Annotated in this window: 26 protein-coding genes; 13 read left to right on the top strand and 13 right to left on the bottom strand. The window is 71.4% G+C overall.

All coding sequences use genetic code 11. From position 1 onward, the window contains the following. Positions 1-65 precede the first annotated feature (65 nt). From EJK15_RS38900 to EJK15_RS38890, 3 genes are read left to right on the top strand one after another with little or no spacing between them, the layout of a single operon-like run. The gene (locus EJK15_RS38900) at positions 66-1,121 is read left to right on the top strand and encodes a C39 family peptidase (RefSeq protein ID WP_138715477.1); all 1,056 of its coding nucleotides are present in this window, start codon (positions 66-68) and stop codon (positions 1,119-1,121) included. A 4-nt stretch (positions 1,122-1,125) separates the two neighbouring features. After that, entirely contained in the window at positions 1,126-2,997 is a 1,872-nt protein-coding gene (locus EJK15_RS38895; protein ID WP_171074775.1) for a S9 family peptidase, read from the top strand. Further along, positions 2,994-4,256 carry a M20/M25/M40 family metallo-hydrolase gene (locus EJK15_RS38890; RefSeq protein ID WP_138715476.1) on the top strand — a complete coding sequence of 421 codons (1,263 nt, stop codon included), beginning with the start codon at positions 2,994-2,996 and terminating at the stop codon, positions 4,254-4,256. Before EJK15_RS38895 ends, EJK15_RS38890 begins: the two co-directional genes overlap by 4 nt. 4 nt (positions 4,257-4,260) lie before the next feature. Here EJK15_RS38890 and EJK15_RS38885 read toward each other — a convergent pair whose 3' ends face one another. Beyond that, positions 4,261-5,397 carry an FAD-dependent monooxygenase gene (locus EJK15_RS38885; RefSeq protein WP_206061374.1) on the bottom strand — a complete coding sequence of 379 codons (1,137 nt, stop codon included), beginning with the start codon at positions 5,395-5,397 and terminating at the stop codon, positions 4,261-4,263. Between the two features lie 42 nt (positions 5,398-5,439). Between EJK15_RS38885 and EJK15_RS38880 the strand changes: the two genes are divergently transcribed. Further along, positions 5,440-5,928 (top strand): TetR/AcrR family transcriptional regulator C-terminal domain-containing protein, encoded by a 489-nt coding sequence (locus EJK15_RS38880; RefSeq protein WP_206061373.1) that lies wholly within the window; start codon positions 5,440-5,442, stop codon positions 5,926-5,928. A gap of 50 nt (positions 5,929-5,978) precedes the next feature. Beyond that, positions 5,979-6,581 carry a TIGR03086 family metal-binding protein gene (locus tag EJK15_RS38875; protein ID WP_138715475.1) on the top strand — a complete coding sequence of 201 codons (603 nt, stop codon included), beginning with the start codon at positions 5,979-5,981 and terminating at the stop codon, positions 6,579-6,581. 82 nt (positions 6,582-6,663) lie between these two features. On the opposite strand, the gene EJK15_RS38870 is transcribed toward EJK15_RS38875, so the two are convergent. Continuing rightward, complete coding sequence (locus EJK15_RS38870; protein WP_138715474.1) at positions 6,664-7,296, bottom strand: response regulator; 633 nt, start codon at positions 7,294-7,296, stop codon at positions 6,664-6,666. Further along, positions 7,293-8,432 carry a sensor histidine kinase gene (locus EJK15_RS38865; RefSeq protein ID WP_138715473.1) on the bottom strand — a complete coding sequence of 380 codons (1,140 nt, stop codon included), beginning with the start codon at positions 8,430-8,432 and terminating at the stop codon, positions 7,293-7,295. The genes EJK15_RS38870 and EJK15_RS38865 overlap by 4 nt, the downstream gene beginning before the upstream one ends. Before the next feature lie 112 nt (positions 8,433-8,544). Between EJK15_RS38865 and lgt the strand changes: the two genes are divergently transcribed. Continuing rightward, a complete protein-coding gene (gene lgt / locus EJK15_RS38860) occupies positions 8,545-9,375 on the top strand; it encodes a prolipoprotein diacylglyceryl transferase (RefSeq protein ID WP_138715472.1) in 831 nt (276 codons plus the stop codon). A 59-nt stretch (positions 9,376-9,434) separates the two neighbouring features. On the opposite strand, the gene EJK15_RS38855 is transcribed toward lgt, so the two are convergent. From EJK15_RS38855 to EJK15_RS38845, 3 genes are all read right to left on the bottom strand, one after another. Continuing rightward, entirely contained in the window at positions 9,435-10,178 is a 744-nt protein-coding gene (locus EJK15_RS38855) for a DUF427 domain-containing protein (RefSeq protein WP_138715471.1), read from the bottom strand. A gap of 37 nt (positions 10,179-10,215) precedes the next feature. After that, a complete protein-coding gene (locus EJK15_RS38850) occupies positions 10,216-10,803 on the bottom strand; it encodes a hypothetical protein (RefSeq protein ID WP_138715470.1) in 588 nt (195 codons plus the stop codon). 143 nt (positions 10,804-10,946) lie between these two features. Beyond that, the gene (locus tag EJK15_RS38845) at positions 10,947-11,414 is read right to left on the bottom strand and encodes an adenylyltransferase/cytidyltransferase family protein (protein WP_138715469.1); all 468 of its coding nucleotides are present in this window, start codon (positions 11,412-11,414) and stop codon (positions 10,947-10,949) included. A gap of 209 nt (positions 11,415-11,623) precedes the next feature. On the opposite strand from EJK15_RS38845, the gene EJK15_RS38840 reads away from it, so the two are divergent. Next, complete coding sequence (locus tag EJK15_RS38840) at positions 11,624-12,088, top strand: ATP-binding protein (RefSeq protein WP_240777487.1); 465 nt, start codon at positions 11,624-11,626, stop codon at positions 12,086-12,088. Here the strand turns inward: EJK15_RS38840 and EJK15_RS38835 are convergent. After that, positions 12,085-13,056, bottom strand: a complete 972-nt coding sequence (locus EJK15_RS38835; RefSeq protein ID WP_138715467.1) for a helix-turn-helix transcriptional regulator — start codon at positions 13,054-13,056, stop codon at positions 12,085-12,087. The two genes, EJK15_RS38840 and EJK15_RS38835, sit on opposite strands and share 4 nt — an antisense overlap. 44 nt (positions 13,057-13,100) lie before the next feature. Here EJK15_RS38835 and thrS point away from each other — a divergent pair, with 44 nt between their 5' ends. From thrS to EJK15_RS38815, 4 genes are read left to right on the top strand one after another with little or no spacing between them, the layout of a single operon-like run. Next, complete coding sequence (gene thrS / locus EJK15_RS38830; RefSeq protein ID WP_338089911.1) at positions 13,101-14,480, top strand: threonine--tRNA ligase; 1,380 nt, start codon at positions 13,101-13,103, stop codon at positions 14,478-14,480. 44 nt (positions 14,481-14,524) lie between these two features. Beyond that, the gene (locus tag EJK15_RS38825; protein ID WP_206061371.1) at positions 14,525-16,567 is read left to right on the top strand and encodes a TRAP transporter permease; all 2,043 of its coding nucleotides are present in this window, start codon (positions 14,525-14,527) and stop codon (positions 16,565-16,567) included. Then, complete coding sequence (locus EJK15_RS38820) at positions 16,564-17,514, top strand: TAXI family TRAP transporter solute-binding subunit (protein ID WP_138715465.1); 951 nt, start codon at positions 16,564-16,566, stop codon at positions 17,512-17,514. Before EJK15_RS38825 ends, EJK15_RS38820 begins: the two co-directional genes overlap by 4 nt. Positions 17,515-17,543: 29 nt before the next feature. Further along, complete coding sequence (locus EJK15_RS38815) at positions 17,544-18,140, top strand: DUF1850 domain-containing protein (protein ID WP_138715464.1); 597 nt, start codon at positions 17,544-17,546, stop codon at positions 18,138-18,140. Here the strand turns inward: EJK15_RS38815 and EJK15_RS38810 are convergent. After that, positions 18,107-19,075, bottom strand: a complete 969-nt coding sequence (locus tag EJK15_RS38810; protein ID WP_240777485.1) for a magnesium transporter CorA family protein — start codon at positions 19,073-19,075, stop codon at positions 18,107-18,109. The genes EJK15_RS38815 and EJK15_RS38810 overlap by 34 nt on opposite strands. Continuing rightward, complete coding sequence (locus EJK15_RS38805) at positions 19,075-19,782, bottom strand: DUF72 domain-containing protein (protein ID WP_138715463.1); 708 nt, start codon at positions 19,780-19,782, stop codon at positions 19,075-19,077. The genes EJK15_RS38810 and EJK15_RS38805 overlap by 1 nt, the downstream gene beginning before the upstream one ends. 72 nt (positions 19,783-19,854) lie before the next feature. On the opposite strand from EJK15_RS38805, the gene EJK15_RS38800 reads away from it, so the two are divergent. Then, positions 19,855-21,345, top strand: coding sequence for a YibE/F family protein (locus EJK15_RS38800; protein ID WP_138715462.1), 1,491 nt, complete (start codon positions 19,855-19,857; stop codon positions 21,343-21,345). A 12-nt stretch (positions 21,346-21,357) separates the two neighbouring features. On the opposite strand, the gene EJK15_RS38795 is transcribed toward EJK15_RS38800, so the two are convergent. The 4 genes from EJK15_RS38795 to EJK15_RS38780 form a co-directional block, all read right to left on the bottom strand. Beyond that, complete coding sequence (locus tag EJK15_RS38795; protein ID WP_138715461.1) at positions 21,358-22,215, bottom strand: NAD(+)/NADH kinase; 858 nt, start codon at positions 22,213-22,215, stop codon at positions 21,358-21,360. A gap of 34 nt (positions 22,216-22,249) precedes the next feature. Continuing rightward, entirely contained in the window at positions 22,250-23,572 is a 1,323-nt protein-coding gene (locus tag EJK15_RS38790; RefSeq protein WP_240777484.1) for an enolase C-terminal domain-like protein, read from the bottom strand. A gap of 11 nt (positions 23,573-23,583) precedes the next feature. Further along, entirely contained in the window at positions 23,584-24,498 is a 915-nt protein-coding gene (kdgD, locus tag EJK15_RS38785) for a 5-dehydro-4-deoxyglucarate dehydratase (protein ID WP_138715460.1), read from the bottom strand. 135 nt (positions 24,499-24,633) lie between these two features. Further along, the gene (locus tag EJK15_RS38780; protein WP_138715459.1) at positions 24,634-25,557 is read right to left on the bottom strand and encodes a LysR family transcriptional regulator; all 924 of its coding nucleotides are present in this window, start codon (positions 25,555-25,557) and stop codon (positions 24,634-24,636) included. 181 nt (positions 25,558-25,738) lie between these two features. Here EJK15_RS38780 and EJK15_RS38775 point away from each other — a divergent pair, with 181 nt between their 5' ends. Next, the gene (locus EJK15_RS38775) at positions 25,739-26,746 is read left to right on the top strand and encodes a Bug family tripartite tricarboxylate transporter substrate binding protein (RefSeq protein WP_138715458.1); all 1,008 of its coding nucleotides are present in this window, start codon (positions 25,739-25,741) and stop codon (positions 26,744-26,746) included. Positions 26,747-26,796 lie beyond the last annotated feature (50 nt).

Here is a 26,796-nt window from a genome sequence, read left to right as displayed (position 1 = left end):
CATCACCGACACGATCGGGCCGGTACGTAAACCATCCGATGTGCGACACGGAGTGCGAAACCACAATGTGTCTGGTGCTCACCGTCGATCTGGCCCGTGTCGCCTTCGCCCGCTTCGCCGTGCCAGGAACGGCGGAGGAGTCGTGGACCAGCGAGGAACGCGAGATCGGCTTCCCGGCCACGCAGCTCGTGCCCTCGTGGACGGCGCGCACCTCGCCGGGCGCCTGGATCGAGGTAGCGCTTCGGGCCAGGGCCACATCAGGGGCCCGTACCAAGTGGTACGTGATGGGGCGCTGGTCCGAACACGGCGATCCGCGCACGTCGGTGCCCGGGCAGGGCGACGAGGACGGGGACGTGGCGGTGGACACGTTCGTGGCCCGGCGGCCGGTGGTGGCGTACCAGGTGCGGGTCACCGTGCACGGCGCGGGCGCCCGCGTGACGGGGCTGGGCGTGATGGCCTCGGCCCCGCCGGAGCGCCCGGCCGGACCGAGCGCGCCGGCCGCGGCGGAGCCCGTGGAGCTGGACGTGCCGCGGCACTCGCAGCACGCGCACGCCGGGCACCACCCGCGCTACGACGGCGGCGGCGCGAACTGGTGCGGCCCGGCCTCCGTGGCCATGGTGCTCGGATTCTGGGGCCGCGGCCCGGATCCCGGCGAGCTGGCCTGGGTGGGGGCCGGCGACCCGGCGCCGATCGTGGACCACGCGGCCATGGGCACCTACGACGAGAGCTACCAGGGCACCGGCAACTGGCCGTTCAACGTGGCCTACGCGGGCCGGTACGGCCTGGCCGGGTTCGTGACGCGACTGCGGTCGGCGGCGGAGCTGGAGCGGTTCGTACGCGCCGGGATCCCGGTGATCACGTCGCAGTCGTTCAAGGCGCATGAGCTGCCCGGCTCCTGTTACTCCACGAACGGGCACATCCTGGTGGTCGTCGGCTTCACGGCCGAGGGCGACGTCGTCGTGAACGACCCAGCCGCGCCGCGCGACGACGAGGTTCGCCGGATCTATCCGCGGGCAGCGTTCGAGAACGTGTGGCTCCGGAGCTCTGGCAGCGGCGGCATCGCGTATGTCGTGCACTCGCCCGATCACCCCCTTCCTCCTTGTACCGACGGCAATTGGTGAGTTGATGAGCATTCGACCGATCGACGTGGCCCGTACCGACGGCGGCCCTCAGTGGGTGGAGGCGGTGGCCACGCCCTCCGGTGTCGAGGTCTGGTGGGACGAGCCGCGCCCGCACGAGGGCGGCAGGCGGTGCGTGGTGCGCCGGCTGCCGGACGGCTCCCGTACCGACGCGCTGCCTGCCGGGTGGAACGCGCGCAACCGCGTGATCGAGTACGGCGGCCGCTCCTGGCGGCCGCTGCCGGGCGGCGGGATCGTCTTCACGAACTGGGCCGACCAGCGCCTCTACCGCCTCGACGGCCCCCTTCGGGAAGACGGGCCCGCGCCGATCACCCCGGAGGGCCTCTCGCGCTACGCGGACCTCTACTTGCCGCCGGGCCGGGACGAGGTGTGGGCGGTCCGGGAGACCGGCGACGTGCGCGACCTGGTGGCGGTGCCGTTGGACGGAGGCCCGCTCAGGATCATCGTCAGAGCCCAGCATTTCCTGATGAATCCCCGCATCTCCCCGGGCGGCCGATATATCTCCTGGATCGGCTGGGACCACCCGAACATGCCCTGGGACGGCACCGAGCTCTGCGTGGCCCCCTTGGGCCAGGACGGCACGGCGGGCGAGCACCGGGTGGTCGCGGGCGGCCCCCGGGAGTCGGTCGTCCAGGCGGAGTGGCGCGACGACGCGAGCCTGTACGCGGCCACCGACCCCACCGGCTGGTGGAACGTGCACCTCGTCCACGTGGACGGCTCCCCCGGCAAGAACCTCACCCCGATGGAGCTGGAGTTCGGCGGCGCGGCGTGGAAGCCGGGCATGACGTACTTCGCCGTCGCGGAGGGCGGGAGCCTGGCCGCCGTGTACGGGACGGCCGACCGGCGCCGGCTCGGCGTGCTCGACCCGGAGACCGGGGAGCTGCGGGAGATCGGCGGCGATGCCACCCATTGGTCCTCGACCGTGTCCGTGGCGGGCGGCAGGGCGGCGGCCGTGCGCGCGACGCCGTACACGCCGCTGGAGGTCACGCTCGTCGACCTCGGCGACGGAGCACAAGAGGTCGTGTCGGCGCCCAAGCCGCTGCCGGACCGTGGCCTGCTGCCCACTCCCGAGGCCGTGACGATCGACGGCGTGCACGCGCACCTCTACCCGCCGTCCGGGGCCCAGAGCGGCCCCGCCCCGTACGTGATCTTCGTGCACGGCGGCCCTACCGGCCACCTGCCGATCGTGCTCGACCTGGAGATCGCCTACTTCACCAGCCGGGGCATCGGCGTGGCCGTGGTGAACTACGGCGGCTCCACCGGTTACGGCCGCGCCTACCGGGAGCGGCTGCGCCACCAGTGGGGCGTGGTGGACGTGCAGGACTGCGCCAAGGTGGCGCGCGGCCTGGTCGAGCTGGGCCGCGCCGACGCCGCGAAGCTCGCCATCCGCGGCGGCAGCGCCGGCGGCTGGACCACGGTGGCGGCGCTCGTGCACAGCGACGTGTTCGCGGGCGGGGTCGCGCACTACGCGATCACCGACCCGGAGAGCTGGGCGGCCGAGACGCACGACTTCGAGTCCCGCTACCTGGACGGGCTGGTGGGCCCGCTGCCCGAGACGCGGCAGCGCTACAGTGAGCGCTCGCCGCTGCTGAACGCCTTCCGCGCGTCGGGCCCGTGCCTCATGCTGCACGGCCTGGAGGACGCGATCGTGGACGTCGGCCAGGCCGAGCGCTTCACCGCCGAATTGGACAGGCATGGCAAAGAGTGGGCCCTGCTGACCTTCCCCGGCGAACAGCACGGCTGGCGCAGGGAGGAGACTATCGTCGCGGTGCTCGAGGCCGAGCTGGCCTTCTACGGGCTGATCTTCGGCATCGAGACGCCCGGGGTGCCCCCGCTGACTCTGAAGGGAAGAGTGTGAAGAGCGTTGCCGAGATCTGCTCGGATCTGATCAGGTTCGACACCACCAACCCGGGCTCGGGTGAGCGGCCGGCCGCCGAGTACGTCGCCACGCTGCTCGCCGACGCGGGCCTGGAGCCGGTCGTGTTCGAGTCGGCGCCGAAGCGCACCACGGTCGTGGCCAGGATCGACGGCGACTCCCCCGACGCGCTGCTCATCCACGGCCACCTCGACGTGGTGCCCGCCGACCCGGCCGAGTGGCGGATGCACCCGTTCTCCGGGGAGATCGTGGACGGCTGCGTGTACGGCCGGGGCGCGGTCGACATGAAGGGCTCGTGCGCGATGACGCTCGCGACCGTGCTCGACCTGGCCGCGCGCGGCGTGCGTCCCCGGCGTGACCTGGTGCTGGCGTTCCTGGCCGACGAGGAGGCGACGGGCGAATACGGCTCGCGGCACGCGGTGACCGAGCACCGGGACCTGTTCGACGGCGTGAGCGAGGCGATCAGCGAGTCGGGAGGCTTCAGCGTGGCCTCGGACGGGCACCGCGTCTACCCGATCGCCGTGGGCGAGCGCGGCACCGCCTGGATGAAGCTCACCGCGCACGGCGTGGCCGGGCACGGCTCGCGTCCCCCGGTGGACAACCCGGTCGCCACGCTGGTCCACGCGCTGTCGCGGGTGGCCTCCCACCAGTGGCCGGTACGCCTGACGCCGTCGGTCGCCGCGCTCATCCAGAGCCTGTCGGAGCTCACCGGCCGGCCGATCGACCTGGATCGCCTGGACGCCGAGGCGGCCCGGCTGGGACCACTCGGCAGCCTGTTCAAGAGCCAGATCCGCAACTCGGCGAACCCGACCATGCTGGATGCCGGCTACAAGGTCAACGTGGTGCCCTCGACGGCCGAGGCGCACGTGGACGGGCGCTATCTGCCCGGCCTGCAGGAGGAGTTCCTGCAGACGATCGACGAGCTGCTCGGGCCGAAGATCACCCGCGAGTTCGTCAACCTGGAGGGCGCGCCCGCGGCGCCGTACCCGTCGGCGTTCTTCGACGAGCTCGCCGGGGCGCTGGTCGCCGAGGACCCCCTGGCCAGACCGGTGCCGTACGTGATGAGCGGTGGCACCGACGCCAAGTCCTTCGCCAGGATCGGCATCAAGGGGTACGGTTTCGCGCCGCTCATGCTCCGGCCGGATCTGGACTACTTCGGCATGTTCCACGGGAAGGACGAGCGCGTGCCGGTGGAGGGCCTGGAGTTCGGCACCCGCGTCCTCGCCCGCCTGCTCGCCTGACCTGTCACCTGGGCGGGCCGAACCACGTGACGAGCGCCTCGCCGAGCCCGTCACCCTCCCCCGCCCAGGCGATGTAGCCGTCCGGCCGCACCAGCAGCAGGCTCGCACCGCCGGACGCGGCAGGTGCGCCTGGGGCGACGGCGCGGACCGGGCGCACGCGGTCGCGATGGCCGGCCACGGCCGCCGCCGGCCAGGCGCCCCCGCCCGCGACCCCATCCGCTTCGGCTCCCCCGGCCTCGACGAGCGCGCCCGACAGGTCGGCCAGGAGTCCGCGCCCGTCCCGCAGCAGCTCGGCGAGAGTCCAGGACGCCGCGGCATCGTGCGGCTCCAGCGGCGGCGCGAACCGCCCGACGAGCGGGACGGCCGAGCCCGGCGCGTAGTCCACGTCCGTGCCGTCGGCCATCCCGGTGAAGTGCCGCCGCGCCTCCGGCAGCGCCAGCACCTCCGACAGCACCTCACGCAGCGCGTCCACCTGCGCTCCCGGCCGCATCAACGCGACCTGGGCCCGGGTGTTGCGCAGCACCCGGGCCGCCACCGGATGCCGCTCATCGGTGTAGGTGTCGAGCAGGCTCTCAGGCGCGCGCCCCCGAGCGACGAAGGCCAGCTTCCACCCCAGGTTGACGGCGTCCTGCAGCCCCAGGTTGAGCCCCTGCCCGCCGATCGGCGAGTGCACATGCGCCGCGTCCCCCGCCAGCAGCACCCGCCCCTTCCGGTACGTCTCCGCGTGCCGCGTGTTGTCGCTGTACCGGATCCCGGTCTCCACCCGCCTGACCACGACGTCAAGGCCGGTCACCCGCCGCAGGCTGGCCCGCAGCTCCTCGGCCGTCATCGGCCCGTCCCGGCCGTCGGGCCCTCCGTCGAACTCCACCGTGGCGATCTCGCCGGGCACCAGCGACAGGTTGACCAGCCCGCCCGGGCTGCGCAGCGACGACGCGATCGCCCCCGGGTCGGCCAGCTCGGCCACCGCGGTCCGCCCGGTCATGGTCGGCGGCGTGCCCTCGAACGCGAACCCCGACCGCTTGCGCACCGCGCTCCGCCCGCCGTCGCACCCCACCAGGTACGCCCCGCGCAGGGCCCGCCCGTCGGCGAGCGTGGCCACGACACCCAAGGCGTCCTGAGCGACGTCCGCCACTACAACCATGTCTCGAACAAGGCCGACATCCTCGACGGCATCGCGGAGCGGGTGTTCGCCCAAGTCGAGCGGCCGGACAGGGCGCTGGCGTGGCAGGAGCAGGTCCGGGAATTGGCGCTGAGCATGTACCGGGCGTTCGGCCGCCATCCGGTGGTGCCGCTCGCGCTGGTCACCGACCAGTCCAACCCGACGTCGGTACGCGCGCTTCAGCCGATCGACGCCCTGGCCGGCGCGTTGTTTCAGGCGGGGTTCGACGACGTGGGCACGTGGCGGGCGCTGGGCGCGGTGAACAGCCTGGTGTTCGGCTCACTGATGATGTCCACGGGCGGGTTCACCGGGGATCCCGGGGAGCATGCGGGCGGCCGGCAGGTCGGCGCGTACATCCGCGAGATGGACCCGGTGGCGCTGCCGCACTTCAGCAGGCTGCTGCGCGGAACGCAGCGGGGCGTGGACCCGGCGGCGGACTTCGAGCACGCCCTGGACATGCTGATCAGGGGCTTGGTCGCCGAGGCGGCCGGGAGGGGTCAAATAGTGGAATAAAGCATTCCGTTCTGGTAGAGTGGAGGAACCGACGAAAAAGGGAGTCACCGATGAGCGACACCACGATCTCCAGCGGCTGGGACGTTCTGGACGCGTCGCACGAGGCGCTGCGCAAGGCGGTCGGCGCCGTTCCCGCCGGCGGCTGGGACCTGCCCACGCCCTGCGCGGGCTGGAGCGTCACCAAGGTCTTCCAGCACGCCGTCGGTGACCAGATCGGCTTCGCCTCGGCGCTGACCGGCGAGCCCGGCCCCTCCTTCAACCCGTTCGACCCGTCCGGCGTGCTGGAGGAGGACCCGGCGGCGTTCCTGGAGGACGCCCTGGCCCGCTCGGCCAAGGCGTGGGCGGGCGTCGACCGGGACGCCGCCGAGGTGCCGACGCCGGTGCCGCCGCACAAGATGTCCCCGTGGTCCGGGTCCACGGCGTGCGCGCTCGACGCGGCCGTGCACGCCTGGGACATCGCCATGGCCGCGGGCGCGCCGTCGCCGCTCACGCCCGAACTGGCGCAGCCCCTGCTGCGGGTCGCCAAGGAGATCGTCGAGCCGCTGCGCGCCTGGGGCGCGTACGCCGCGGCCCTGGAGCCGGAGACGGGCGACGACGACGTCGCGACCCTCCTGCGCTACCTCGGCCGCGACCCCCATTGGACGGCCCCCTGACGCCGGCTCAGGTTCTTGTCGTGGCGTCCCGGGTGTGGCACCAAGCGGCACACCCCGGACTCCCATCTCTGAGCTGAAGCAGCTAACCGCCCAGCCGGATGATGCCGCGGGAAGCGGCGACCGTCACTGCGGCGGTGCGGTCGTCCACGCCGAGCTTGGCGAAGATGTGCAGCAGGTGGGTCTTGACCGTGGCCTCGCTGATGCACAGGTGGGCGGCGATGGCCTTGTTACTCATCCCCTGGGCGACCGCGCCGAGAACCTCGACCTCCCGACCGCTGAGGGCATCGGGAGCATCGGCACGCGCCCACGACAACACTCGGGTCGCGATCGCCGGCGACAGGGCGCTCTCCCCTCGCGCCGCCGCCCGGATCGCGTCGAACAGCTGCTCACGGCCGGCGTCCTTGAGCATGTAGCCGATGGCTCCCGCGTCGATGGCGCGGGAGATGTCGCCATCGGTGTCGTAAGTGGTCAAGACGATCACCTTGGCGCCTGGGTCATGTTCGCGGATCCGGCTGATCGCCGTCGCGCCGTCGATCTCGGGCAGCTGCAGGTCCATCAGGGTGACGTCGGGCCGCAAGTCGCGTGCCAGCCGCACCGCATCTGCGCCGGAGACCGCTTCGCCGACCACCTCCAGGTCGTCCTGGGTGCCGAGCATCGCCCGTATGCCGTCGCGGACCACCGGGTGGTCGTCGGCGATCAGGACCCGGACGGTCATCGCGCCCCGCTCAAAGCCACCGCTGGGAGGCTGGCCACCACTGTGGCGCCCGCACCCGGGGCACTTTCCACGAGTAGCGTGCCGCCGAGCTGCTCCATCCTCTCCCGCATGATCGAAAGGCCGTGTCCGAAGGCGGCCCGCCCCGGATCGAAACCGTCGCCGTCGTCGTGGACATCGAGCACGACCAGGTCCTCCATATACGACAGGGTCAGCGTGACCTGCTCGGCGCGGGCATGGCGGCGAACGTTGGCCACCGCCTCCTGCGCCACGCGCAGCAGCTCCGCCTGGGCCTGGGCTTGGAGCGGCCGGAGCTTGCCGGTGATCACGGTGTGCGCGTCGATGCCGGTTTCATCCGACAGCCGGCCGGCCAGCAGCTGCAGGGCCTCCGGTAGGCCGCACTCGTCGAGTTGGCCGGGTCGCAGCGCTCTCACCACCCGGCGGCTTTCCGCCAAATTCTCCCGTGCCGCCCGCAGCGCCTGGGTCAGGTGCTTGTTGTCCGGCAGGGTCGCCTGGGCCGCCTCCAGCAACATCGCCACGCTGGCGAACCCCTGGGTCAGGCTGTCGTGGATGTCGCGGGCCAGCCGCTGCCGCTCGGCCGCCACGCCCGCCTGCCGTTCGGCCGCCGCCCGCGCCTCCTGCGCGGCCTGCAGCTGATCGAGGAGCCGCTTGCGCTCGGCGCTCTGCCGGGACACCGAGCTGAAGTATCCGACCGCGGTGGCCGCGCTGATCGCGATCAGCGCGGCGATGGCGATCTCGGCCCAGGTGATTGACCCGGTCGCGTGGAAACGATGCCACAGCCAGCCCCCGGCACACGACACCACCGCGACCAGCCCGACCCGCACGGCGTCCATGCAGTACGGCACGAGCACGCTCAGCACGACCACCAGGAAGGAGGAATCGAGGGCGAACAGCCCCAGCCAGAGCAACCCACCGCCGAGCACGTATGGCACGGGCACGTCACCCGGGGGCGGCGTGCGCAGCACGAACCACACCGCATACCAAGCGGCCAGCCCGGCCACCAGCACCACCGGGAGTACCTGGCCCGCCTCCGTCAGGGGTCCAGCCGAGGTCAGCACCAGCCATGAGGCGAAGAAGGCGTGCTGCCACCGGCGCCGCGACCGCTCCCAGGACTCCACACCACCGACGATAATCAACCACCCGTCCGTTCGGCATCAACCAGTCGACTGATCACGTAATCAGCATTCCGCTCGATGCGGGCGCCGCCGTGCCGGAACCAGACTCGACGGCGTGACCGCCATCCCCAGCCCGACCCAAGCCGTCTGGCACCTCGGCCCGCTCCCGATCCGCGCCTACGCCCTGCTGATGCTGCTCGCCGTCCTCGTCGGCATCTGGGTGACCCAGCGCCGCTGGGTCGCTCGCGGCGGCGAGCCTGGCGCGGTCGGGGACATCGCCACCTGGGCCGTGCCGTTCGGCCTGGTCGGTGCCCGGCTCTACCACGTGGCCACCGACTGGCAGCAGTACTTCGGCCCCGGCAACGACCCGCTGCGCGCGTTCGCGATCTGGGAGGGCGGGATCAGCATCTGGGGCGCCGTCGCGGGCGGCGCGGTGGGCGCGTGGCTGGCCTGCCGCCGGCGCGGCATCGCGCTGCGCGACTTCGCCGACGCCGTCGCGCCCGGGATCGCGCTCGGGCAGGCGATCGCCCGCTGGGGCAACTGGTTCAACCAGGAGCTGTACGGCAGGCCGACAACCCTGCCCTGGGCGCTGGAGATCGACCCCGCCCATCGGCCACCCGGTATGGAATCCACGGCCACCTACCACCCGGCCTTCCTCTACGAGTCGCTGTGGAACCTGGGCGTGGCGGGGTTCGTCGTCTGGGCCGAACGGCGGTTCCGGCTCGACCGTGGCCGGACATTCGCGCTCTACGCCGCCGCCTACACCGCCGGTCGCGCCTGGATCGAGTGGCTCCGCATCGACCCCGCCCACCACATCCTCGGTCTGCGCCTCAACGTCTGGACCGCACTGCTCGCCTTTACAGCTGCAGTCACATACCTCACCGCCACGCGAAAGGCCGCTCCAGCGGATCGACCAGGCGGCGGGCTTCCTCCTGGACAGGCGTGACGGGACGAAGCCGGTTCGATGCCATCGCCGTTTACGTGGCAGCCGAGCTCTTCGCTTGGTCAGGAGAACTTGGTCTTCGGCCGCTCCTCCAGCTCGCCGTCGATGTAAATGTCGAGCTTCTCGTTGTAGAACGCGACCAGCCCGGCGATCCGCTCGCTCTCAGGCAGCGGCGTCGGGTAGGACCAGGCCAGGTCCTTCTTGCCGTTGACCGACCAGTACTCCGCCGAGCCCTTGTACGGGCAGTGGGTGACGGTGTCGGTGTGTTCGAGCAGGTCGAGCCGTACGTCCGTCTTCGGCAGGTAGTAGCGGGCGGGCAGCCCCGTCTCGAAGAGGATGCGCGCGCTGCGCGAGTCGGCCACGGTGACGCCGTCCACCTCGACCCGCACGTGCCGCGAGCTGGGCAGGATGTCCACCCGCGTGTACGGATCGCGCGCGTGGAAGTAGACCTGCTCGTCCTCCTCGAACCAGGCGTCCATGGCGTCCCAGTCGAAGCGGACGTGGCCGCGGATCTCCTCCAGCGGCGAGTCAGGGTACGCCAGCGCCGCCTCGGCCGCCTCCGCCGTGCCGGAGGTCACCGTGTGGACGACGGCATCGCCCCTGCTCGGGGAGTGCTTGGTGGTCCCGGTCGCCTTGAGCGCGGCCTCGTCCACGTCCGTCAGCGGGAAGTAGAAGGTGGGGTAGTACGGGACCTCCCACACCAGAAGGGCGGAGGTGGTGTCGGCCACCACCCGGCCGCCCAGATAGGTCCTCACGCGCTTGGCCGTCCGCTCGACGCGTACCCGGCCGCGATTGCCAGCATCCATGCTCGCGGCAACCCCGGCAGCGACGCGCCTATTCCGGTTATTCGATGCCGAACGCCGCCAGTGTCGCCCACGTCGTCAGCGTGCCGGCCGCCGCCCCCGCGGCCACCTGCGCCCAGGTGTGGTGCGCCAGGCGTACCCGGGCCCAGCACACCAGCGCCACGACGGCGGCCCCGGCGATCGCGGCCGGCCAGGCGGGCAGCACGTGGGCGAGCACCACGACCGTGCCCGCGGACACGGCGGCGTGAAAGGAGATCTTCCACCGCAGCGTGATCGGCACGGTCACGGCCAGCGCCGCCAGCATGGCGGTCACGGTGGCGACGAGCAGCGTCGGCGCGCCCAGCACGACCAGCAGCGCCAGCGCCACCAGCACGGCCGCCACAGCCGCGAGCAGTGGGCCGGTGCGCCGTGCCCGGTCCACGATGTGATGCGAGTCGAGACGTCCGGACCGCACGCCCACCGCGATCACCGCCGCCGGCACGCCGCCGCAGAACGCCGAGGCCACCAGGCCCCACGCCGCGCCGCTCCACCCCTGCGCGAGCAGGCCGACGACGGGCGGCATGAGGATCACCAGCACCTGGGGCGCCAGCAGATTCGTCACCCGTTTCGCCACCAGGTCAGCCGTCATGTGATGAAAGATTACGCGATCATGCGCCGCCCTTCGCCGAAGGACCCGCATGGGGTAGCACCAACGACCGGCTCCAGCGCCCTTGGCCGATGCCGGTGGCGGCGTGAATGCCTGCGGCGGGTGGACGACGCGTGACCCGGGGGTCAGCCCTTGCCGGCCGCGTTCACGATCCGGGTCGTGGAGCGGCCCGGAATGGCCTCCAGTTCCCAGCAGTCGGCGCCCAGGATCGCGGCCGCGGCGGCGCGGGCGCCCGCGTGCGGGTCGCCCGCCGTGTGCGCCAGCGCGCCCGGCCGCATCGGCGCGAGCAGGTCGATGTAGTCCTCCGGCCCGTTCGCCTCGGGCGGGCCCGTCACGATGAACACGCCGGTCACGAAGCGGAGCGCGGCCAGCACCTCGGCCCGCTCCGCCGACGGGTTGAACGGCCGGCTCGGCCCCTTCCAGGCGCGCACGCGCGGATCGTCCTCGACGCCGACGACGAGCGGCAGCCCGCGGGCCGCCACCGCGCCCAGGTAGCGCACGTGTCCCACGTGCAGGATGTCGAAGACCCCGGTCACGACCGCCGCCCCCGGCCGGTCGTACGGCTGCACCCAGACGGCCTCCAGGCTGCTCACGCGACCTCCTTCGCTCCCCTACGGGCCTCGACGACTCCCCTATGGGCCTAGACGACTCGTCGATCGCAGCGTACTCGGTAGCCGCCGGCGGTCGTGCAGGCGACCTTGGGAAAGGGCATTCCTACCTTTTCGCGATAACTCCGGGCCACCACCGGCGCGTCTCATAACGCAGCCTGAGGGATAGGGGCTCGACTATGGGGGAGGTCGCCGTGGCACCGCCGGATTTTCACCGTATCAACGGGGGTGATCCGCCCGGCTCGCGCGATCTCGTGGTCCGGCTGCCGGGGGTACCCTCCCAGGTGTCCAGGGCCAGGGGGATCGTGACGGCCGCGCTGGGCCGCGATCATCCGTTCTACGACGACGTGGTGCTGCTCACCAGCGAGCTGGCCACCAACGCGATCCTGCACACCAGGTCGGGGTCGGGCGGCTCGTTCACGGTGACCGTGACCAGCTCGGAGTCGGCGGTACGGGTGTGCGTGGCGGACGCCGGGTCCGACGGGCCGCCGTGCGTGTGCCGTTCCAGCACTCCGGCCTCCGGCGGGCAGGCCACCAGCGGGCGGGGGCTGCCGCTGATCGAGGCGCTCAGCCACCGCTGGGGCTTCACCCGCGAGGACGGCTCGACGACGGTCTGGTTCGAGCTGCTGCAGGCAAGAATGCCCGCCGTGGCCGTTTAGACGTCGAGGCGGCACAGACCCTCGGCGAGGGCCTTGGTGGTGAGCCGGGTGCGGCTGTCACAGCCGAGCTTGGCGAAGATGTGCTCCAGGTGGGTGGTCACCGTGCGGACGCTGAGCACGAGCGCGGCGGCGATCTGCGGGTTGGAGTCGCCGGCCGCCACCCGCGTGAGCACGTCCACCTCGCGGCCGGTCAGGTCGTACGGCAGCGGGCACGGCCGCTCGGCCGCGACGGCCCCCTGCAGCGCCCCCTGGTAGCCGACACCGGCCCTGAGCAGCCGCAACTCGTGCCAGCGCGCGTCGCCGTCGAGCCAGAGCCCGTGCCTGCTCAGCTGGCGCGAGTCGATGAACGCCCGGGCGTACGCGGCCATCGCGGGGTCGTCCCACAACGCGGCCGACACCTCCCGGCCGGGGACCTCGCGCCGGGTGCCGACCCGGTCGAAGGCGACCGCGCGGAAGTCGGCCGGCAGGCCCACCGGGTCGATCACGCACCTGGTCAGGTCGGTGACGTGCGCGAGCATCGGGCTCACCGCCGCCACCAGCGCGCCGGTGAGCCGCGGGAACGCCTCCCTGGACGCCAGGTGCAGCAGCCCCGTGAATCGGCCCTCGCTCAGGAACAGCGGCGCGGTCAGCCCGGCTCGCCACCCGTACGGGGCCAAATGCCGGCGGAAGTAACGCTCGGTGCCCGGCTCGGGCATGCTCACCGGCGCCCGGGTGGCCAGAGCCCTGCGGTACGCCTCCAGCCCGGCGTACTCCTCGGCGGCGTCCCGGTCGATGCGCCGGTGCCCGTCCGCCACGACGCTGCGGTGCCGCCCCGTGGCGGGATCGAACGCGACGAACTCGTACGCGTCCAGCGAGACCACCCGGCGCAGCGCGGCCATCGCCCCGTGCGCGCCACCGGCGCCCGCCACCTGGTAGCCGACCTCCGCGAACGCCTGCAGCTGGCAGAAGTCCAGAGTGATCTCGGCCACGGAGCCTTTATATCATTTGCCATTCCTTGGGGTTCTCTTGAAAGATTTTTTCACGCCCCCTCGAGTGCTACGGTGAGAGGCATGCAGCGCGCTCACGTCTTCGTCACGACGACGCCGGACCTCGTCCCGGCGCGCTGAATCCACGCTTCCCGGGCGAATGCCCGGGAGCTCGGTCGTTCGCCCTTTCCCTGGAAAGGATGATCATGAACGACCACCGCAGACTCGGCCGCGAGCTGGGCATCTTCGACACCGACCCGCTGATCGGCTCCGGCCTGCCCTACTGGCTGCCCGCCGGTGCGGCCATGCGCAAGGCCATCGAGGACTACGTCCACGAGCTGGAGCGCCGCAACGGCTACCAGCACGTCAACTCTCCCGTGCTGGGCAAACGCGAGCTGTACGAACGCTCCGGCCACTGGGCGCACTACGCGGAGGACATGTTCCCGCCCATGAACGTGGGCGGGGAGGAGTTCGTGCTGAGACCCAGCCTGTGCCCGCACCACGCGCTCATCTACCGCTCCCGCCAGCGCACCCGTCGCGAGCTGCCGCTGCGCATCGCCGAGCTGGGCGGCCAGTACCGCTCCGAGCTGTCCGGCGTCCTCGGCGGCCTGACCAGGGTGCGGGCCATGCAGCTCAATGACGGGCACGTGTTCTGCCCGCCCGAGCAGGCCGCCGCCGAAGTGTCGGCCGCGCTCGGCCTGATCGAGGCCGCGCACGCCCGGCTCGGCATCCGGGCCGCGCGCTACCGGCTGTCGCTGCGCGGCGACGGCGACAAGTTCGTCGACGACCCCGCCATGTGGGCACGCTCCGAAGCCGTCCTGCGCGAGGCGCTGAAGGAGCGCGGCCTGGAATACGACGAGGAGCACGGCGAGGGCGCGTTCTACGGACCGAAGATCGACGTCCAGATCGCCGACCCCGCCGGCCGCGAGAGCACCCTGTCGACCGTCCAGGTGGACCACTTCCAGCCGGAACGCTTCGACCTGGGCTACGTCGGCGGCCACCGGCCCGTCATGGTGCACCGCAGCGTCGTCGGCGCCATCGAACGCCTGGTCGCGCACCTCATCGAGGTGCACGGCGGCGCGTTCCCCGCGTGGCTGGCGCCCGTGCAGGCGGTGGTGCTGCCGCTGTCGGACGCCGAGCAGGCCGCCGCCGAGGACGTGCTGCGGCGCTGCGTGGCCGCCGGGCTGCGGGCGGAGCTGGCGCCCGCCGGCCGGGGCAGTCTGGGGGCCAGGATCAGGGCGCACCGGCTGGTGCCGTACCAGCTCGTGGTGGGGCCGCGCGAGGTGGCGAGCGGGCAGGCGGCGGTGCGGCTGCGCGACGGCAGCCAGGCGGGCGAGGTGCCCATCGAACAGTTGGCGGCTGATTCGCGACCTTTGTTCCGACGGCGGGAAATCAATCGGGTAACGGAGTCTTCCCTGATCACCTAACCGGCTCGTAAAGTCCCTGCAACGCGCCATGTCGGGGAGGACACTTGACCGAGCTGAGCGATCGTCAGGCCGAACTGGTCTCCGCCCACGAACAGGAACGACCGGCACGGCAGCTCGGCGGGGCGCTCCGGCTCGGCGTGTGGATCGTCGGCGGGCTGCTGTCGGTCTATTCGCTGGCGGTGGTGTTCCGGCCGGTCGAGGCTCTCGAACATCGGATGACGTTCCTGGCGGTGGCGCTGCCGCTGGTCTTCCTGTGCTACCGCTCAGGGATGTCGTCGTGGCTGAACCGGCTGCTGCGGCGCCGTCCCGCCGGGGACACCCCGGCCGCGCCCCCGGGCAGCCAGGCCGACCCGCTGGAGGGCGTGGCGCGGGCGGTGGCGCATCCTGAGGGGACGCGCCGCCCCGAGTGGCCGAGCGTCGCCGACTGGCTGCTGGCCGCCGCCGCGCTGGCCGTGCTGGTCTACCCGCTGCTCGACATGGACGCGTTCCGCGACCGAGGCTCGGGCGCCGCGCTGACGGACCTGGACATCGTGGCGGGGCTGGCGCTGACGGTGCTGCTGCTGGAGGCGGTACGGCGGACCGTCGGCTGGGCTCTGACCATCATCTGCCTGCTTTTCCTGATTTATGCCTATTACGGCTCATATTTGCCGATTGACTGGACGATCGGGCATCGCGGTTTCGACCTCGGTCAGATCGTGTCGCAGCTCTACACCGGCACCGAGGGCTTCTTCGGCGTCCCGATGCAGGTGGCCGCGAGCTACATCATCCTGTTCACGATCTACGGCGCGGTGCTGGACTTCTCGGGCGCGAGCCGGTTCTTCATCGACCTGAGCTTCGCCGCCTTCCGCAACTCCCGCTCCGCCCCCGGCCGTACCGTCACCACGGCCGGCTTCCTGCTCGGCACCGTGTCCGGCTCGGGCGTGGCCACCACCGTCAGCCTGGGCAGCGTGGCCTGGCCGGTGCTGCGGCGGGCCGGCTACCCGAGGGAGGCGGCGGGCGGCATCCTGGCGGCCGGCGGCATCGGCGCGATCCTGTCCCCGCCCACGCTGGGCGCCGCGGCGTTCATCATCGCCGAGTACCTCAGGGTCAGCTACCTCCAGGTGCTCCTGTACGCGACGATCCCCACGATCCTGTACTACCTGGGCATCTTCCTGGCCATCGAGGTCGACTCGCGCCGCTTCGGCACCCGCGCCGTGCCGGTGGACGCGCCCAAGGCGAGCCGGCTGCTGCTGCGCTTCGGCTACCACTTCAGCTCGCTCATCCTCATCGTCGTGCTGATGGCGATGGACCGGTCGGCGTTCCAGTCCGTGGTGATCGCCACCGCCGTCGCGTTCGGGCTGTCGTTCCTCGACCCGAAGAACCGGATGGGCCCCAAACGCGTCGGGCAGGCGCTGGCCAAGGGCACGCTGGAGGTGCTGCCGGTGACCGCGGTGTGCGCGGCGGCGGGCATCATCGTCGGCGTCATCACCCAGACGGGCCTCGGGCTGAACCTCAGCGCGATCATCGTGGACTTCGCCGCCGGCAACCTGATCCTGACCACGGTCATGGCCGGTCTCGCGGTCATGCTGCTGGGCCTGGCCGTGCCGGTGACCGCCAGCTTCATCATCGCCGCCGTGATCATCGGTCCGGCGCTCACCTCTCTCGGGGTCGCGCAGGCCGAGGCGTACATGTTCGTCTTCTACTACGCGGTGCTGTCGGAGGTGAGCCCGCCAACGGCGCTGTCCGCGGTCGCGGCGGCCGCGATCACCGGTGGGAACACGTACAAGACGATGATGATGACCTGGCGGTACACGCTGCCGGCGTTCCTGGTGCCGTTCGCGTTCGTGCTGACGCCGAACGGGCAGGCCCTGCTCGGGCAGGGCCCGATCGGGACCGTGCTGCTGATGGGCGCGGTCTCGGCGGTCGCGGTGGCCGCCCTCGCCATGGCCACGGGCGGTCTGTCCGGCTGGCCGGAGCGGCTGCTGGCGGCGGTGGCCGCGGTGCTGCTGCTGTTCCTCGAGCCCCTCCCCATCGTCGCGGGCCTGGCCATGCTGGCCGTGGCCGGTGCCGTGCACCTCGTCAGAAGAAGGAGAAGGGACCCAGCGTGAAGCGGATCTTTGCGATAATCGCCGCAACCGTCCTGACCGTGGCGGGCTGCGGCGGAGGCGGAGGCGGGGGCGGATCGGGCAACCGGCTGTCGATCGCCACGGGCGGCACGACGGGCGTCTACTACGTGTACGGCGGCGGCCTGGCCAAGCAGCTGTCGGCGAACATCGCCAACACCCAGGCCACCGCGTCGGTCACCTCGGCCTCCGTGGAGAACATCAAGCTGCTGGCGAGCGGCAAGGCCGACATCGGCTTCTCCCAGGTCGACACCGCGGCCGACGCCGTCAACGGCAAGGACACCTTCACCGCTAAGCAGCCGGTCAAGGCGATCGCCCGCATCTACGACAACTACACGCACGTCGTGGTCGCCCCCGGCGTCACCGCGACCAAGGTGGCCGACCTGAAGGGAAAGCGCGTCTCGCTCGGCCCGGCCAACTCCGGCACCCAGGTCGTGGCCAGGCGCATGCTGGAGGCGGCCGGCCTGAACCCCGACACCGACATCACCAAGCAGCAGCTGTCGATCAACGAGTCGGTGCAGGCCGCCAAGGACGGCACGATCGACGCGTTCTTCTGGGTCGGCGGGCTGCCCACGGCGGGCATCACCGACCTGGCCACGAGCAAGCCGGACATGAAGCTGCTCGACACCGCGGACGTGCTGGAGAAGATGCGCACGACGTTCGGGGAGCAGTACGTCGGGCTCGACGTCGACATGTCCACCTACAAGCTGGACGGCACGGTCAAGACCGTCGGCGTCGCCAACGTGCTGCTGGTGCCCGACAAGATGAGCGAGCAGCTCGCGTACGACATCACCAAGACCCTGTTCGAGAAGAAGGCCGAGCTGTCGGCCGTGCACCCGGAGGCGAAGAAGCTCGACCTGACGCTGGGCCAGCAGGTGGCCCCGGTCGAGCTGCACCCGGGCGCCGCCCGCTACTTCAAGGAAAAGGCCTGATCAGACTCCTCCTGGCGATCGCGGCGGTGATGGCGCTCGGCTCCGGCGGCGGCGCCGGGCGCCTCACCGTGAACGGCCTGCCGATCTCCGGCGGCTTCGCGATCGGGTACGTGCATTCGATCTACAAGGCGCCCTCGGCGGAGGTGTTCACGGTCGAGGGGCGTCGTTTCACCATGCGGGCGGTCGTCTCGGCCAGCGAGAACGTCCTCGACTACTACGCGCTGGAGGGCACGCGGAGCCGGACGGAGGCGGGCGCGTGGCTGCTGCTGCTGGCCACGCCCGCCACGTACGACGAGCTGTCGCTGCTCACCACCTCGATCGGCCGCAGGACGCTGGTGGCGGGCGGCCGCTGCCTGCCGCTCTACCCCGACTCGGGCGCCGCCGAGGTACGGGTGGCGGTGGAGCTGACGCTGGACGGCCGGGGCGAGCCCTGCCGCCCGCCCTACGATGGGGCCGCGTTCAGCGGTCCATCGCAGGCAGCGGAGTCTGCGCCTACGATGGGGCCGCGTTCAGCGGTCCATCGCAGGCAGCGGAGTCTGCGCCTACGATGGGGCCGCGTTCAGCGGTCCATCGCAGGCTGCGGAGTCTGCGCCTACAGCCAGTCCTTCTTCTTGAACACCGAGTAGAGCAGCGCCGACGCCACCGCCACGAGCACCATGGACATCCAGAAGCCCCACGACTGCCCCTCGCCGGGGTAGGGGACGTTCTGCCCGTAGAAGCCGGTGATCGCGGTGGGCACCGCGATGATCGCGGCCCAGCTGGTGACTCGCTTCATGATCTCGTTGAGCCGGAAACCCTGTTGGGCGAGGCGGGTCTCGCGGACGTTCGCGAGCATGTCGCGGATCGAGTCCACCCATTCCGTCGTGCGCAGCACGTGGTCGCGGACGTCCTCGTAGTACGGGGCCATCACGGGATCGGCGATGAGATCCTGGTCTCGGCGGAGCAGGGTGCCGATCACCTCGCGCATCGGCATCGCGATCTTGCGGAGCCTGGTGGTGTTCTTGCGCAGCTCGTACATGGCGCGCTGCAGCTCCCTGGCGTCGTGCACGTCCTCCTCGAACAGCGACTCCTCCAGGGCCTCGGCCTGCTCGTCGAGGTCCTGGACCAGGTCGAACTGGCTGTCGACCACGTAGTCGAGCAGGCCGTGCAGCAGGAACGTCACGCCGTGCCCGGCCAGGCGGGAGGCGGCGTCCCAGCGCCCGACCACCTCGCGGATGTCGAAGTGGTCGTTCTCGCGGACGGTGACCAGGGCGTTGGCGGTGACGAAGATGTTCACCTCGACGGGGTCGAGCCGGTCCTGGTCGAAGTGCACGCCGTACACGGTGATGAACAGGTGGTTGTCGTAAATGTCCACCTTAGGGCGCTGGTGGTCGGTGAGGACGTCCTCGACGGCCAGCTCGTGCAGCCCCAGCTCGTCCCCGATGACGCCGAGATCCTGGGGCGCCGGCGAGCACAGGTCGAACCAGACCGTGTTGCCGGGGTCGTCCACGTAATCGGAGACGTCCTCGATAGGGAAGCCCTCCTTCACGAGGGCGCCGTTTCTGTACAGCCGTGTGTGCACTAGCGAAGTCTGGCAAATCGTCGCGCGTTGCGCACGGCCGCGCCTCCCAGGTCGTTGTTGAAGTACACGTAGGCGTCTTCCCAGCCGGCCTCGCGCACCCGGCCGGCCCAGGTCCGCAGGGAGGTGTCGCCGTACTCGACGCCGGCCCGGCCCTGGTGCATGCGCACGTACCCCCACTCGGCGGTGCGCCAGAGCGGGCTCTGCGGCCGGCCCAGCCGGTCCGGCCAGCACAGGGCGGCGCCGTGGGCTCGCATGATGTCGCGCACCTCGTCGGTCCACCAGGACACGTGCCGCGGCTCCACGGCCACCCGCACGTCGCGCGGGAAGCATGCCAGGCACCTGTCGAGCCTGCCGGGCTCGGCCCTGAGCGTCGGCGGGAGCTGCAGCAGGATCGGGCCCAGCTTCTCCTTCAGCGCCGCGGCCGCGCCCATCAGCCGCTCGACCGGCTCCTCGGGATCGGCCAGCCGCTTGATGTGGGTGAGGAACCTGCTGGCCTTGACGGCGATCACGAACCCGTCCGGCGTGCGCTCCCGCCAGGCGGCGAACGTCTCGGGCTTGGGCAGCCGGTAGAAGGCGTTGTTGCTCTCCACGGTCGGGAACTCCCGCGCGTACACCTCCAGCCAGAGCCGCTGCGGCACCCCCTCCGGATACAGCACTCCCCGCCAGTCCTTGTACTGCCACCCTGAGGTGCCGACCAGCCATGCCATGCTTTACGCCTACCCTGACCTCCGCCGTGCAGTACTGTCACTATTCGTCACTCGAGGAGGACCTTCACGTCGATGGGCGCCAATCACGCGCATGGCACCGCCGTCCCGAGCTCGCGGCGCACGCTCATGGCCAGTCTGGCCGTGCTGGTCCCGCTGGCGATCGTCACGCTGGCGGGCCTGCTGTGGCTCTGGCCGGACGGCGGGCAGAACGCCGCCCCGCCGCAGGCCGGCGTCGAACGGCTCACGGGCACGGTCACCAGTGTCACGCTCAAGCCCTGCCCCGCCGCCTCCGAGGGCGCGCCCCAGCCGGACCCGGCCACCTGCGGGAACGCCACGGTCAAGGTAGGCGAGGGCCCGGACGTGAACAAAGACGTCGCGCTCCGCCTGCCGAGCGGTCCGGGGGCGCAGCGCTTCGCCGCGGGCGACGACGTGATCCTGCTGCGCGACGCGGACGGCGGCTACCAGATCTCCGACCACGACCGGGCCGTGCCGCTGGGGCTGTTCGGGGCGGCGTTCGCGCTGGCGGTGATCGCCTTCGGCCGCTGGCGCGGCGTGACCGCGCTCGTGGGGCTGGCGATCACGTTCGTGCTGTTGCTGACCTTCGTCATCCCCGGGATCCTCGAGGGCAAGCCGCCCATGCTGGTGGCCATCGTCGGGGCGGCTGCGATCATGCTGACCGTGCTCTACCTGACGCACGGCTTCTCGCCGTCCACGTCGATGGCCGTGCTGGGCACGCTCGCGAGCCTCGCGCTCACCGGCGCGCTGTCGTACGGCGCGCTGGAGATCGCCGAGCTCAACGGCATCACCGACGACGCCGCGCTGACCCTGGGCATGAGCCTGCCGATCGACACGCGGGGGCTGCTGCTGGCCGGAATCATCATCGGCGCGCTGGGGGTGCTCGACGACGTCACGGTCACGCAGGCGGTGACGGTGGCCGAGCTGGCGCAGGCCAACCCGACGTACGGGTTCACCCGCCTCTACCGGGCGGCCGGCCGGATCGGCCGGGCGCACATCGCCTCGGTGATCAACACGATCATCCTGGCGTACGCGGGGGCGTCGCTGCCGTTGCTGCTGCTGTTCAGCATCGGCGAGCAGCCCCTCGGGCATGTGCTGACGACGCCGGTCATCGCCCAGGAGATCGTCCGCAGCGTCGCCGGCACGCTCGGCCTGATCTCGGCCGTGCCCATCACCACCGCGCTGGCGGCCCTGACCGCCTCCCGGCGCGCCCGCCATGCCGAGGACCCCGAGTCGCCGGCCGGCGACGGCTTCTTCAGCCGCCCGGACGACCCGGACGACGACTTCTTCACACGCCCGGACGATGGTCACGACGACGACTTCTTCGCCGGCCCGGCCGGCCGTCCGAAGCGCTCCGCTCCAGAGGCTCCAGAGGGCGGCTTCTTCACCCCGGCCACCAGCAGCCCCTCCGAACGTCCCGCGCGCATCGGCCACGGCCCCACCGCACATCCCGCCGACCGCGCCACGCAAGGCGATCCCGCCGGCCGCGCCCCGCAGGGGGATCCCGCCGAGCAGCGGTCCGCCCGCCACCGCCGCGCGGGCACCTGAGGAGCGGCGGGCTCAATCGACCGCGGCGCTGCCGTCCACCCGCAGCTTCCGCCGCGCCCGCTCGTAGAACGTGGTGCCGAGCCGTACCACCTTCGCCGCCCCCGGCCACGCGGTCACCGTGACGCTGTCGCCGGGGCACAGGTGCCCGACCACCGCCCCGTCGACCTCCACCGCCAGCCGCCCGCTGGTGGGCAGCACCCGCAGCGTCACCTCCTCGTCCGCGGGCAGCACCAGGGCCCGGTTGAACGCGGAGTGCGCCGCGGCGGGCACGACGAGGACCGCCTCCACCCGGGGCGACACGATGGGCCCTCCGGCGGAGAAGCTGTAGGCGGTGGACCCGGTGGACGTCGCCACGATCACAGCGTCGGAGGCGAACCTGACGAAGTCGCTGCCGGCCGCCGTGACGGACACCGCGGCCAGCCCTTCCCCGGGGATCCGGACCAGCGCGATGTCGTTGAACGCGGTCACCTCCACGTCCCCGACCCGGCTCTTGATCGCCATGCGCGGCTCAATCGTGTAACGGTGGCCGTCGATGGCCGACAGCGTGTCGGCCAGCTCGTCCACGTCGATCTCCGCGAGGAACCCGAGCCGCCCGAGGTTGACCCCGAGGATGGGCGTCGGCCGCCCGGCGAGCAGCCGCATGGTGCGCAGCATCGTCCCGTCCCCGCCGAGCCCGACCAGCAGGTCGGCCCGCTCGACGAGGGCGGTGGCGTCGACCGCCACGGCGCTGCAGTCGATCCGCCCCACCTCCTCATGGAGCCCGAGCACGGTGACGCCCTTGCCTGCCGCCCAGCGCAGGATGGTGTCTATCGCCTTCTTGGAGTCTCGCTGCGGATGCAACACAAGCCCGACCGTCCCGACCATGCCCATGAAGCCACAGTAGGTGATGTCCGGGACGGGTTTCTCAGCGGACGAGGCAGGGCCGTTTCGGGTCGAACGTCCAGTCCTTCACCAGGTACCGCATGGCGACGGCGTCGTCACGGGCGCCGAGGCCGTGTGCGAGGTAGAGCTCGTGGGCCGCGTCGAGCGCCGCGCGGTCGAGCTCGACGCCGAGGCCGGGCGTGGCGGGCACGTCGATGCCGCCGTTGGTGATCTGGAACGGCCTGGTCGTGAGCGCCTGGCCGTCCTGCCAGATCCAGTGCGTGTCCAGCGCGGTGATCTCGCCTGGGGCTGCCGCTCCGACGTGCGTGAACATGGCGAGGGAGATGTCGAAGTGGTTGTTGGAGTGGGAGCCCCACGTCAGGCCGAAGTCGTGGCAGAGCTGGGCGACGCGGACCGACCCGGCCATGGTCCAGAAGTGCGGGTCGGCCAGCGGGATGTCGACGGCGGCGGCCCGTACGGCGTGCGCCAGCTCGCGCCAGTCCGTGGCGACCATGTTCGTGGCGGTACGCAGGCCGGTGGCCCGCCTGAACTCCGCCATCGTCTCCCGGGCGGAGAACCGGCCCTCGGCGCCGCACGGGTCCTCGGCGTAGGCGAGGACGTCGCCGAGCCCGCGGCACAGCCGGACGGCGTCGGCGAGCAGCCAGCCGCCGTTGGGGTCCAGAGTGATCCGTGCGTCAGGGAACCGGCGGGCCAGCGCCGTGACCGTCTCCGCCTCCTCCTCGCCGGCCAGCACGCCGCCCTTGAGCTTGAAGTCGGCGAAGCCGTAGCGTTCGGCGGCCGCCTCGGCGAGCGCGACCACCGCGCCGGGCGTGAGCGCCTCCTGGCGGCGCAGCTTCGACCAGCTGTCCTCGCCGGCGTCGCCGACGCGGTAGGGGAGGTCGGTCTTACCCGGGTCTCCGACGAAGAAGAGGTAGCCCAGCATCGGCACCCGGTCGCGCTGCGGGCCGTCGCCGAGCAGCTCGGCGACGGGGACGCCGAGATACTGGCCGTGCAGGTCGAGCAGGGTGGACTCGAGGCCGGTGACGGCGTGCACGGTGGTGCGCAGGTCGTACGTCTGGAGGCCGCGACCGCCGGCGTCCCGGTCGGCGAACCGCGCCGCCACCGACCGCAGCAGGCTGCGGTAGCGAGCCACCGGCTCGCCGATCAGCAGCGCGCCCGCCTCCTCGACGGTCCGGCGGATCGCCTCGCCGCCGGGCACCTCGCCGAGGCCGATGCGCCCGTCGGAGTCGGTGGTGATGACGACGTTGCGGGTGAAGAACGGTCCGTGGGCGCCGCTGAGGTTGAGCAGCATGCTGTCGTGCCCGGCCACCGGGACGACCTCGACGCGCTGGATGGTGGGAGACACGGCCCCTGCCCCTAACTGATCTTGTTGATGAGGGCGGTCAGCTCGGCGAGCTCGCCGTCCGTGAGGTTCTGCAGCGGCGGCCGCACCGGTCCGGCCGGGCGCCCGACGGCGGTGAGGCCCGCCTTGACGATCGACACGGCGTACCCCTTCATGCGGTCGCGGATGTCCAGGTACGGGATCAGGAACTCGCGGACGCGGCGGTAGACGGCGTCCCTGTTCTGGGCGCGGACGTCGGCGTAGAAGTCGAGCGCGAACCGCGGGACGAAGTTGAAGATCGCCGACGAGTACGTGCTCATGCCGAGCTGGAGCAGCGGAAGGGCGAACGTCTCGGCGGTGGGCAGGCCGCCGATGTAGGCCAGGCGGTCGCCGACGCCGGCGTAGATGCGGGTGAGGTTCTCGATGTCGCCGACGCCGTCCTTGAACCCGACGAGGGTCTCGTTGCGGTCGGCCAGGATCTCGACGGAGCGGTCGTTCAGCACCGCGTTGGCACGGCTGTAGACGATCACGCCGAGGCCGGTGCTCCGGCAGACGGCGGTGACGTGCTCGATCAGACCAGCCTGTCCGGCTTCGGTGAGGTAGGGCGGCATGAGGAGCAGGCCGTCGGCTCCGGCGGCCTCGGCGGCCTGGGCCTGGGCGACGGCGTTGGCGGTGCCGCCTGTGGCGGGGGCCACGACCGGCAGCCTGCCGCCGACCTCGCCGACCGCCGCCCGTACCACCTGGTCGATCTCGGCGGGGGTCAGCGAGAAGCCCTCACCCGTGCCACCGGCGGCGAACAGCCCGGCCACCGGGTACTCGCTCAGCCAGGAGAGATGCTCCCGATAGCGCGCCTCGTCGAACCGCAGATCATCGGTGAAATGGGTGACGGGGAAGGACAACAGGCCGCTTTTGAGCTGGGCGGCGAGCTCTTGTGGCGAGAAATCAGGCATGGCGGACGGTCCTTTGCTTTACACGCGGCGGTGGGATCCCCCCGCGCCGCCGGTCAGGTCTGACGTCGCCAGGCTATGGAGGTGGGGTGATTCCTGTCCAAGTGCAATTCTGTATCCGGTGATGCCGACCGGGCATCACCGGCCGATCTGGAGGTCGGGAAGCAGGTCGAGCACCCGCCAGAGCGCGGGGTTGGTCGACTCGCGATTCCAGATGACGTGCAGCTCGACCGGCTCGCCCTTGGCGCCGTCGTCGCCGTCCAGCGGGTCGCCGCCGCCCCGGACCAGGTCGCAGAAGACGATGCCGTCGATGCCGAGCGATCGCGCGCTGGCCGGCGCCAGCGCCACGCCCCGGCCGGCCGCCACGAGGAGCGCGGCGGTGAGGATCTGATGCACCTGCTGCTCGATCCTGGGGTGCGCGTTGGTGAGGAACCGGACGGTGAGCTCGTGGAAGTAGCGTGACTGGACCGGGTTGTAGCTGATCACCGGCAGGCCGTCGAAGTCGTCCGGGGCGAGCGCCCGGTCGAGGCCGGCGAGCGGATGGCCGACGGGGACCATGACGCAGAGCGGCTCGCGGAAGACGACCCGGGAGTCGAGCGAGGCGATGTCGAAGGGCGGGCGCGCGAGGCCCAGGTCGAGCTCGCCGCGCAGCAGGCCGTCGACCTGCCCCGCGGTCACCCGCTCGTGGAGGATGACGTCGATGTCCGGCAGCTGCTCGGCGAGCCTCCTGAGCAGGGCGCCGAGCATGCTGATGGCCGAGACCGCCGTGAAGCCGAGGCGTACGGTGCCTGCGGCGCCGCTCGCGATCCGGCGCGCCCGGTCGCCCGCGGTGTCGACGAGCGAGAGCATGCGCCGCGCGTCCTCCAGGAAGGCCCGCCCGGCGTCGGTGAGGACGACGCGCCGGTTGTCGCGGTCCAGGAGGGTCACGCCGACCATGCGCTCGAGCTTCTGGATGTGGCGGCTGAGCGGAGGCTGCGTCATGCGGAGCCGATCAGCTGCGCGGCCGAAGTGGAGCTCCTCAGCAACCGCCACGAATGCCCGGATCTGATCGAGTGTTAGCATGATGCGGAAAGAGTATCACTTGATACCGAATTAAGCCTGGACAGGCATCGAAGCTGGTCCCTAGTCTCCGGAGACTACAGAGCGGAAACCCTGCCGTAACCTCACGTAACTCCGATCGCCCCTCCGATCGCCGCGGCACAGCAGACCACGCGCGGCGAACCCCCGCACGAAGGAGAAGTCCATGCCGACATCTCGGACAACCCCCCGCCGCATCCTTGTGGGTGTCCTCGGCACCGCCGCCGCGATCGCGCTGACCGCGTGCGGCGGGGTCAAGACGACCTCCTCCGGTGGCGGCAGCGGAGAGTATCCGACCGGCAACATCGAGTTCAGTGTGGGGGCGTCCGCGGGCGGCTCGACCGACCTCATCACCCGGGCGCTGGCCCAGGGCATGGGCAAGGAGCTCGGCGTCTCCACGCCGGTCATCAACAAGCCCGGTGCCAACGGCGCGCTCAACGCCAAGGAGCTCCAGTCCGCGAAGGCCGACGGCTACAAGATCGCCGTCCAGAACGCCTCGCTCTTCACCATCACGCCGCTCACGGTGTCCCCCGCCGAGGCCACGAAGATCGACTCGTTCGAGGTCATCACCGGGATCTCGCGCGACGACTACGTCATGGCGACCAACCCCAAGTCCGGCTTCGCCTCCATCGAGGACATGAAGAAGGCGGGCAAGACCATCCGGTACGGCACGACCGGCGTCGGCACCGGCGCCCAGCTGGCCTCCGCGCTGACCTTCAAGACGGCCGGGATCGAGGCGACCGCCGTGCCCTTCGACGGCGGCGCCCCCGCGCTGACCGCGCTGCTCGGCAACCAGGTCGACGTCTCGACCATGCAGATCGGCGAGGCGATCGAGAACATCAAGGCGGGCAAGCTGGTCCCGCTCGCGGTGTTCTCGGAGCAGCGCATCCCGTTCCTGCCCGACGTGAAGACGGCCAAGGAGCAGGGCTTCGAGGTTCTCGTGACCCAGTACCGTTTCCTGACCGCGCCCAAGGGCACGCCGGAGAACGTCAAGACCCGGCTGCTGGACGCCGCCAAGAAGACGTTCGCCACGGAGGCGTACAAGAAGTTCAACGAGGAGAACTCGCTCACCCCGATGGAGGTCGCCCCGCAGGAGGTGCTCAGCGCCCTGCAGAGCGACTCCGCGAAGTACAAGGAGCAGCTGGACAAGTTCGGGATCAGCCTGGCCGGCTGATCTCGCGGCTGCCTCTTATACACATCTCCGAGCCCACGAGACCCTAAGAC

This window comes from Nonomuraea basaltis (assembly GCF_005893125.1).
Taxonomy (GTDB): Bacteria; Actinomycetota; Actinomycetes; order Streptosporangiales; family Streptosporangiaceae; genus Nonomuraea; species Nonomuraea basaltis.
The sequence above is the reverse complement of the archived record's forward strand: the minus strand, read 5'-3'. Positions and strand labels throughout refer to the sequence as shown.

Coding starts and splice junctions, on each gene's coding strand:
- EJK15_RS38900 (WP_138715477.1), top strand. CDS start 66: ATGTGTCTGGTGCTCACCGTCGATCTGGCCCGTGTCGCCTTCGCCCGC.
- EJK15_RS38895 (WP_171074775.1), top strand. CDS start 1,126: ATGAGCATTCGACCGATCGACGTGGCCCGTACCGACGGCGGCCCTCAG.
- EJK15_RS38885 (WP_206061374.1), bottom strand. CDS start 5,397: ATGGTTGTAGTGGCGGACGTCGCTCAGGACGCCTTGGGTGTCGTGGCC.
- EJK15_RS38875 (WP_138715475.1), top strand. CDS start 5,979: ATGAGCGACACCACGATCTCCAGCGGCTGGGACGTTCTGGACGCGTCG.
- EJK15_RS38870 (WP_138715474.1), bottom strand. CDS start 7,296: ATGACCGTCCGGGTCCTGATCGCCGACGACCACCCGGTGGTCCGCGAC.
- EJK15_RS38855 (WP_138715471.1), bottom strand. CDS start 10,178: ATGGATGCTGGCAATCGCGGCCGGGTACGCGTCGAGCGGACGGCCAAG.
- EJK15_RS38850 (WP_138715470.1), bottom strand. CDS start 10,803: ATGACGGCTGACCTGGTGGCGAAACGGGTGACGAATCTGCTGGCGCCC.
- EJK15_RS38815 (WP_138715464.1), top strand. CDS start 17,544: ATGGCGCTCGGCTCCGGCGGCGGCGCCGGGCGCCTCACCGTGAACGGC.
- EJK15_RS38805 (WP_138715463.1), bottom strand. CDS start 19,782: ATGGCATGGCTGGTCGGCACCTCAGGGTGGCAGTACAAGGACTGGCGG.
- EJK15_RS38800 (WP_138715462.1), top strand. CDS start 19,855: ATGGGCGCCAATCACGCGCATGGCACCGCCGTCCCGAGCTCGCGGCGC.
- EJK15_RS38795 (WP_138715461.1), bottom strand. CDS start 22,215: ATGGGCATGGTCGGGACGGTCGGGCTTGTGTTGCATCCGCAGCGAGAC.
- kdgD (WP_138715460.1), bottom strand. CDS start 24,498: ATGCCTGATTTCTCGCCACAAGAGCTCGCCGCCCAGCTCAAAAGCGGC.
- EJK15_RS38780 (WP_138715459.1), bottom strand. CDS start 25,557: ATGCTAACACTCGATCAGATCCGGGCATTCGTGGCGGTTGCTGAGGAG.
- EJK15_RS38775 (WP_138715458.1), top strand. CDS start 25,739: ATGCCGACATCTCGGACAACCCCCCGCCGCATCCTTGTGGGTGTCCTC.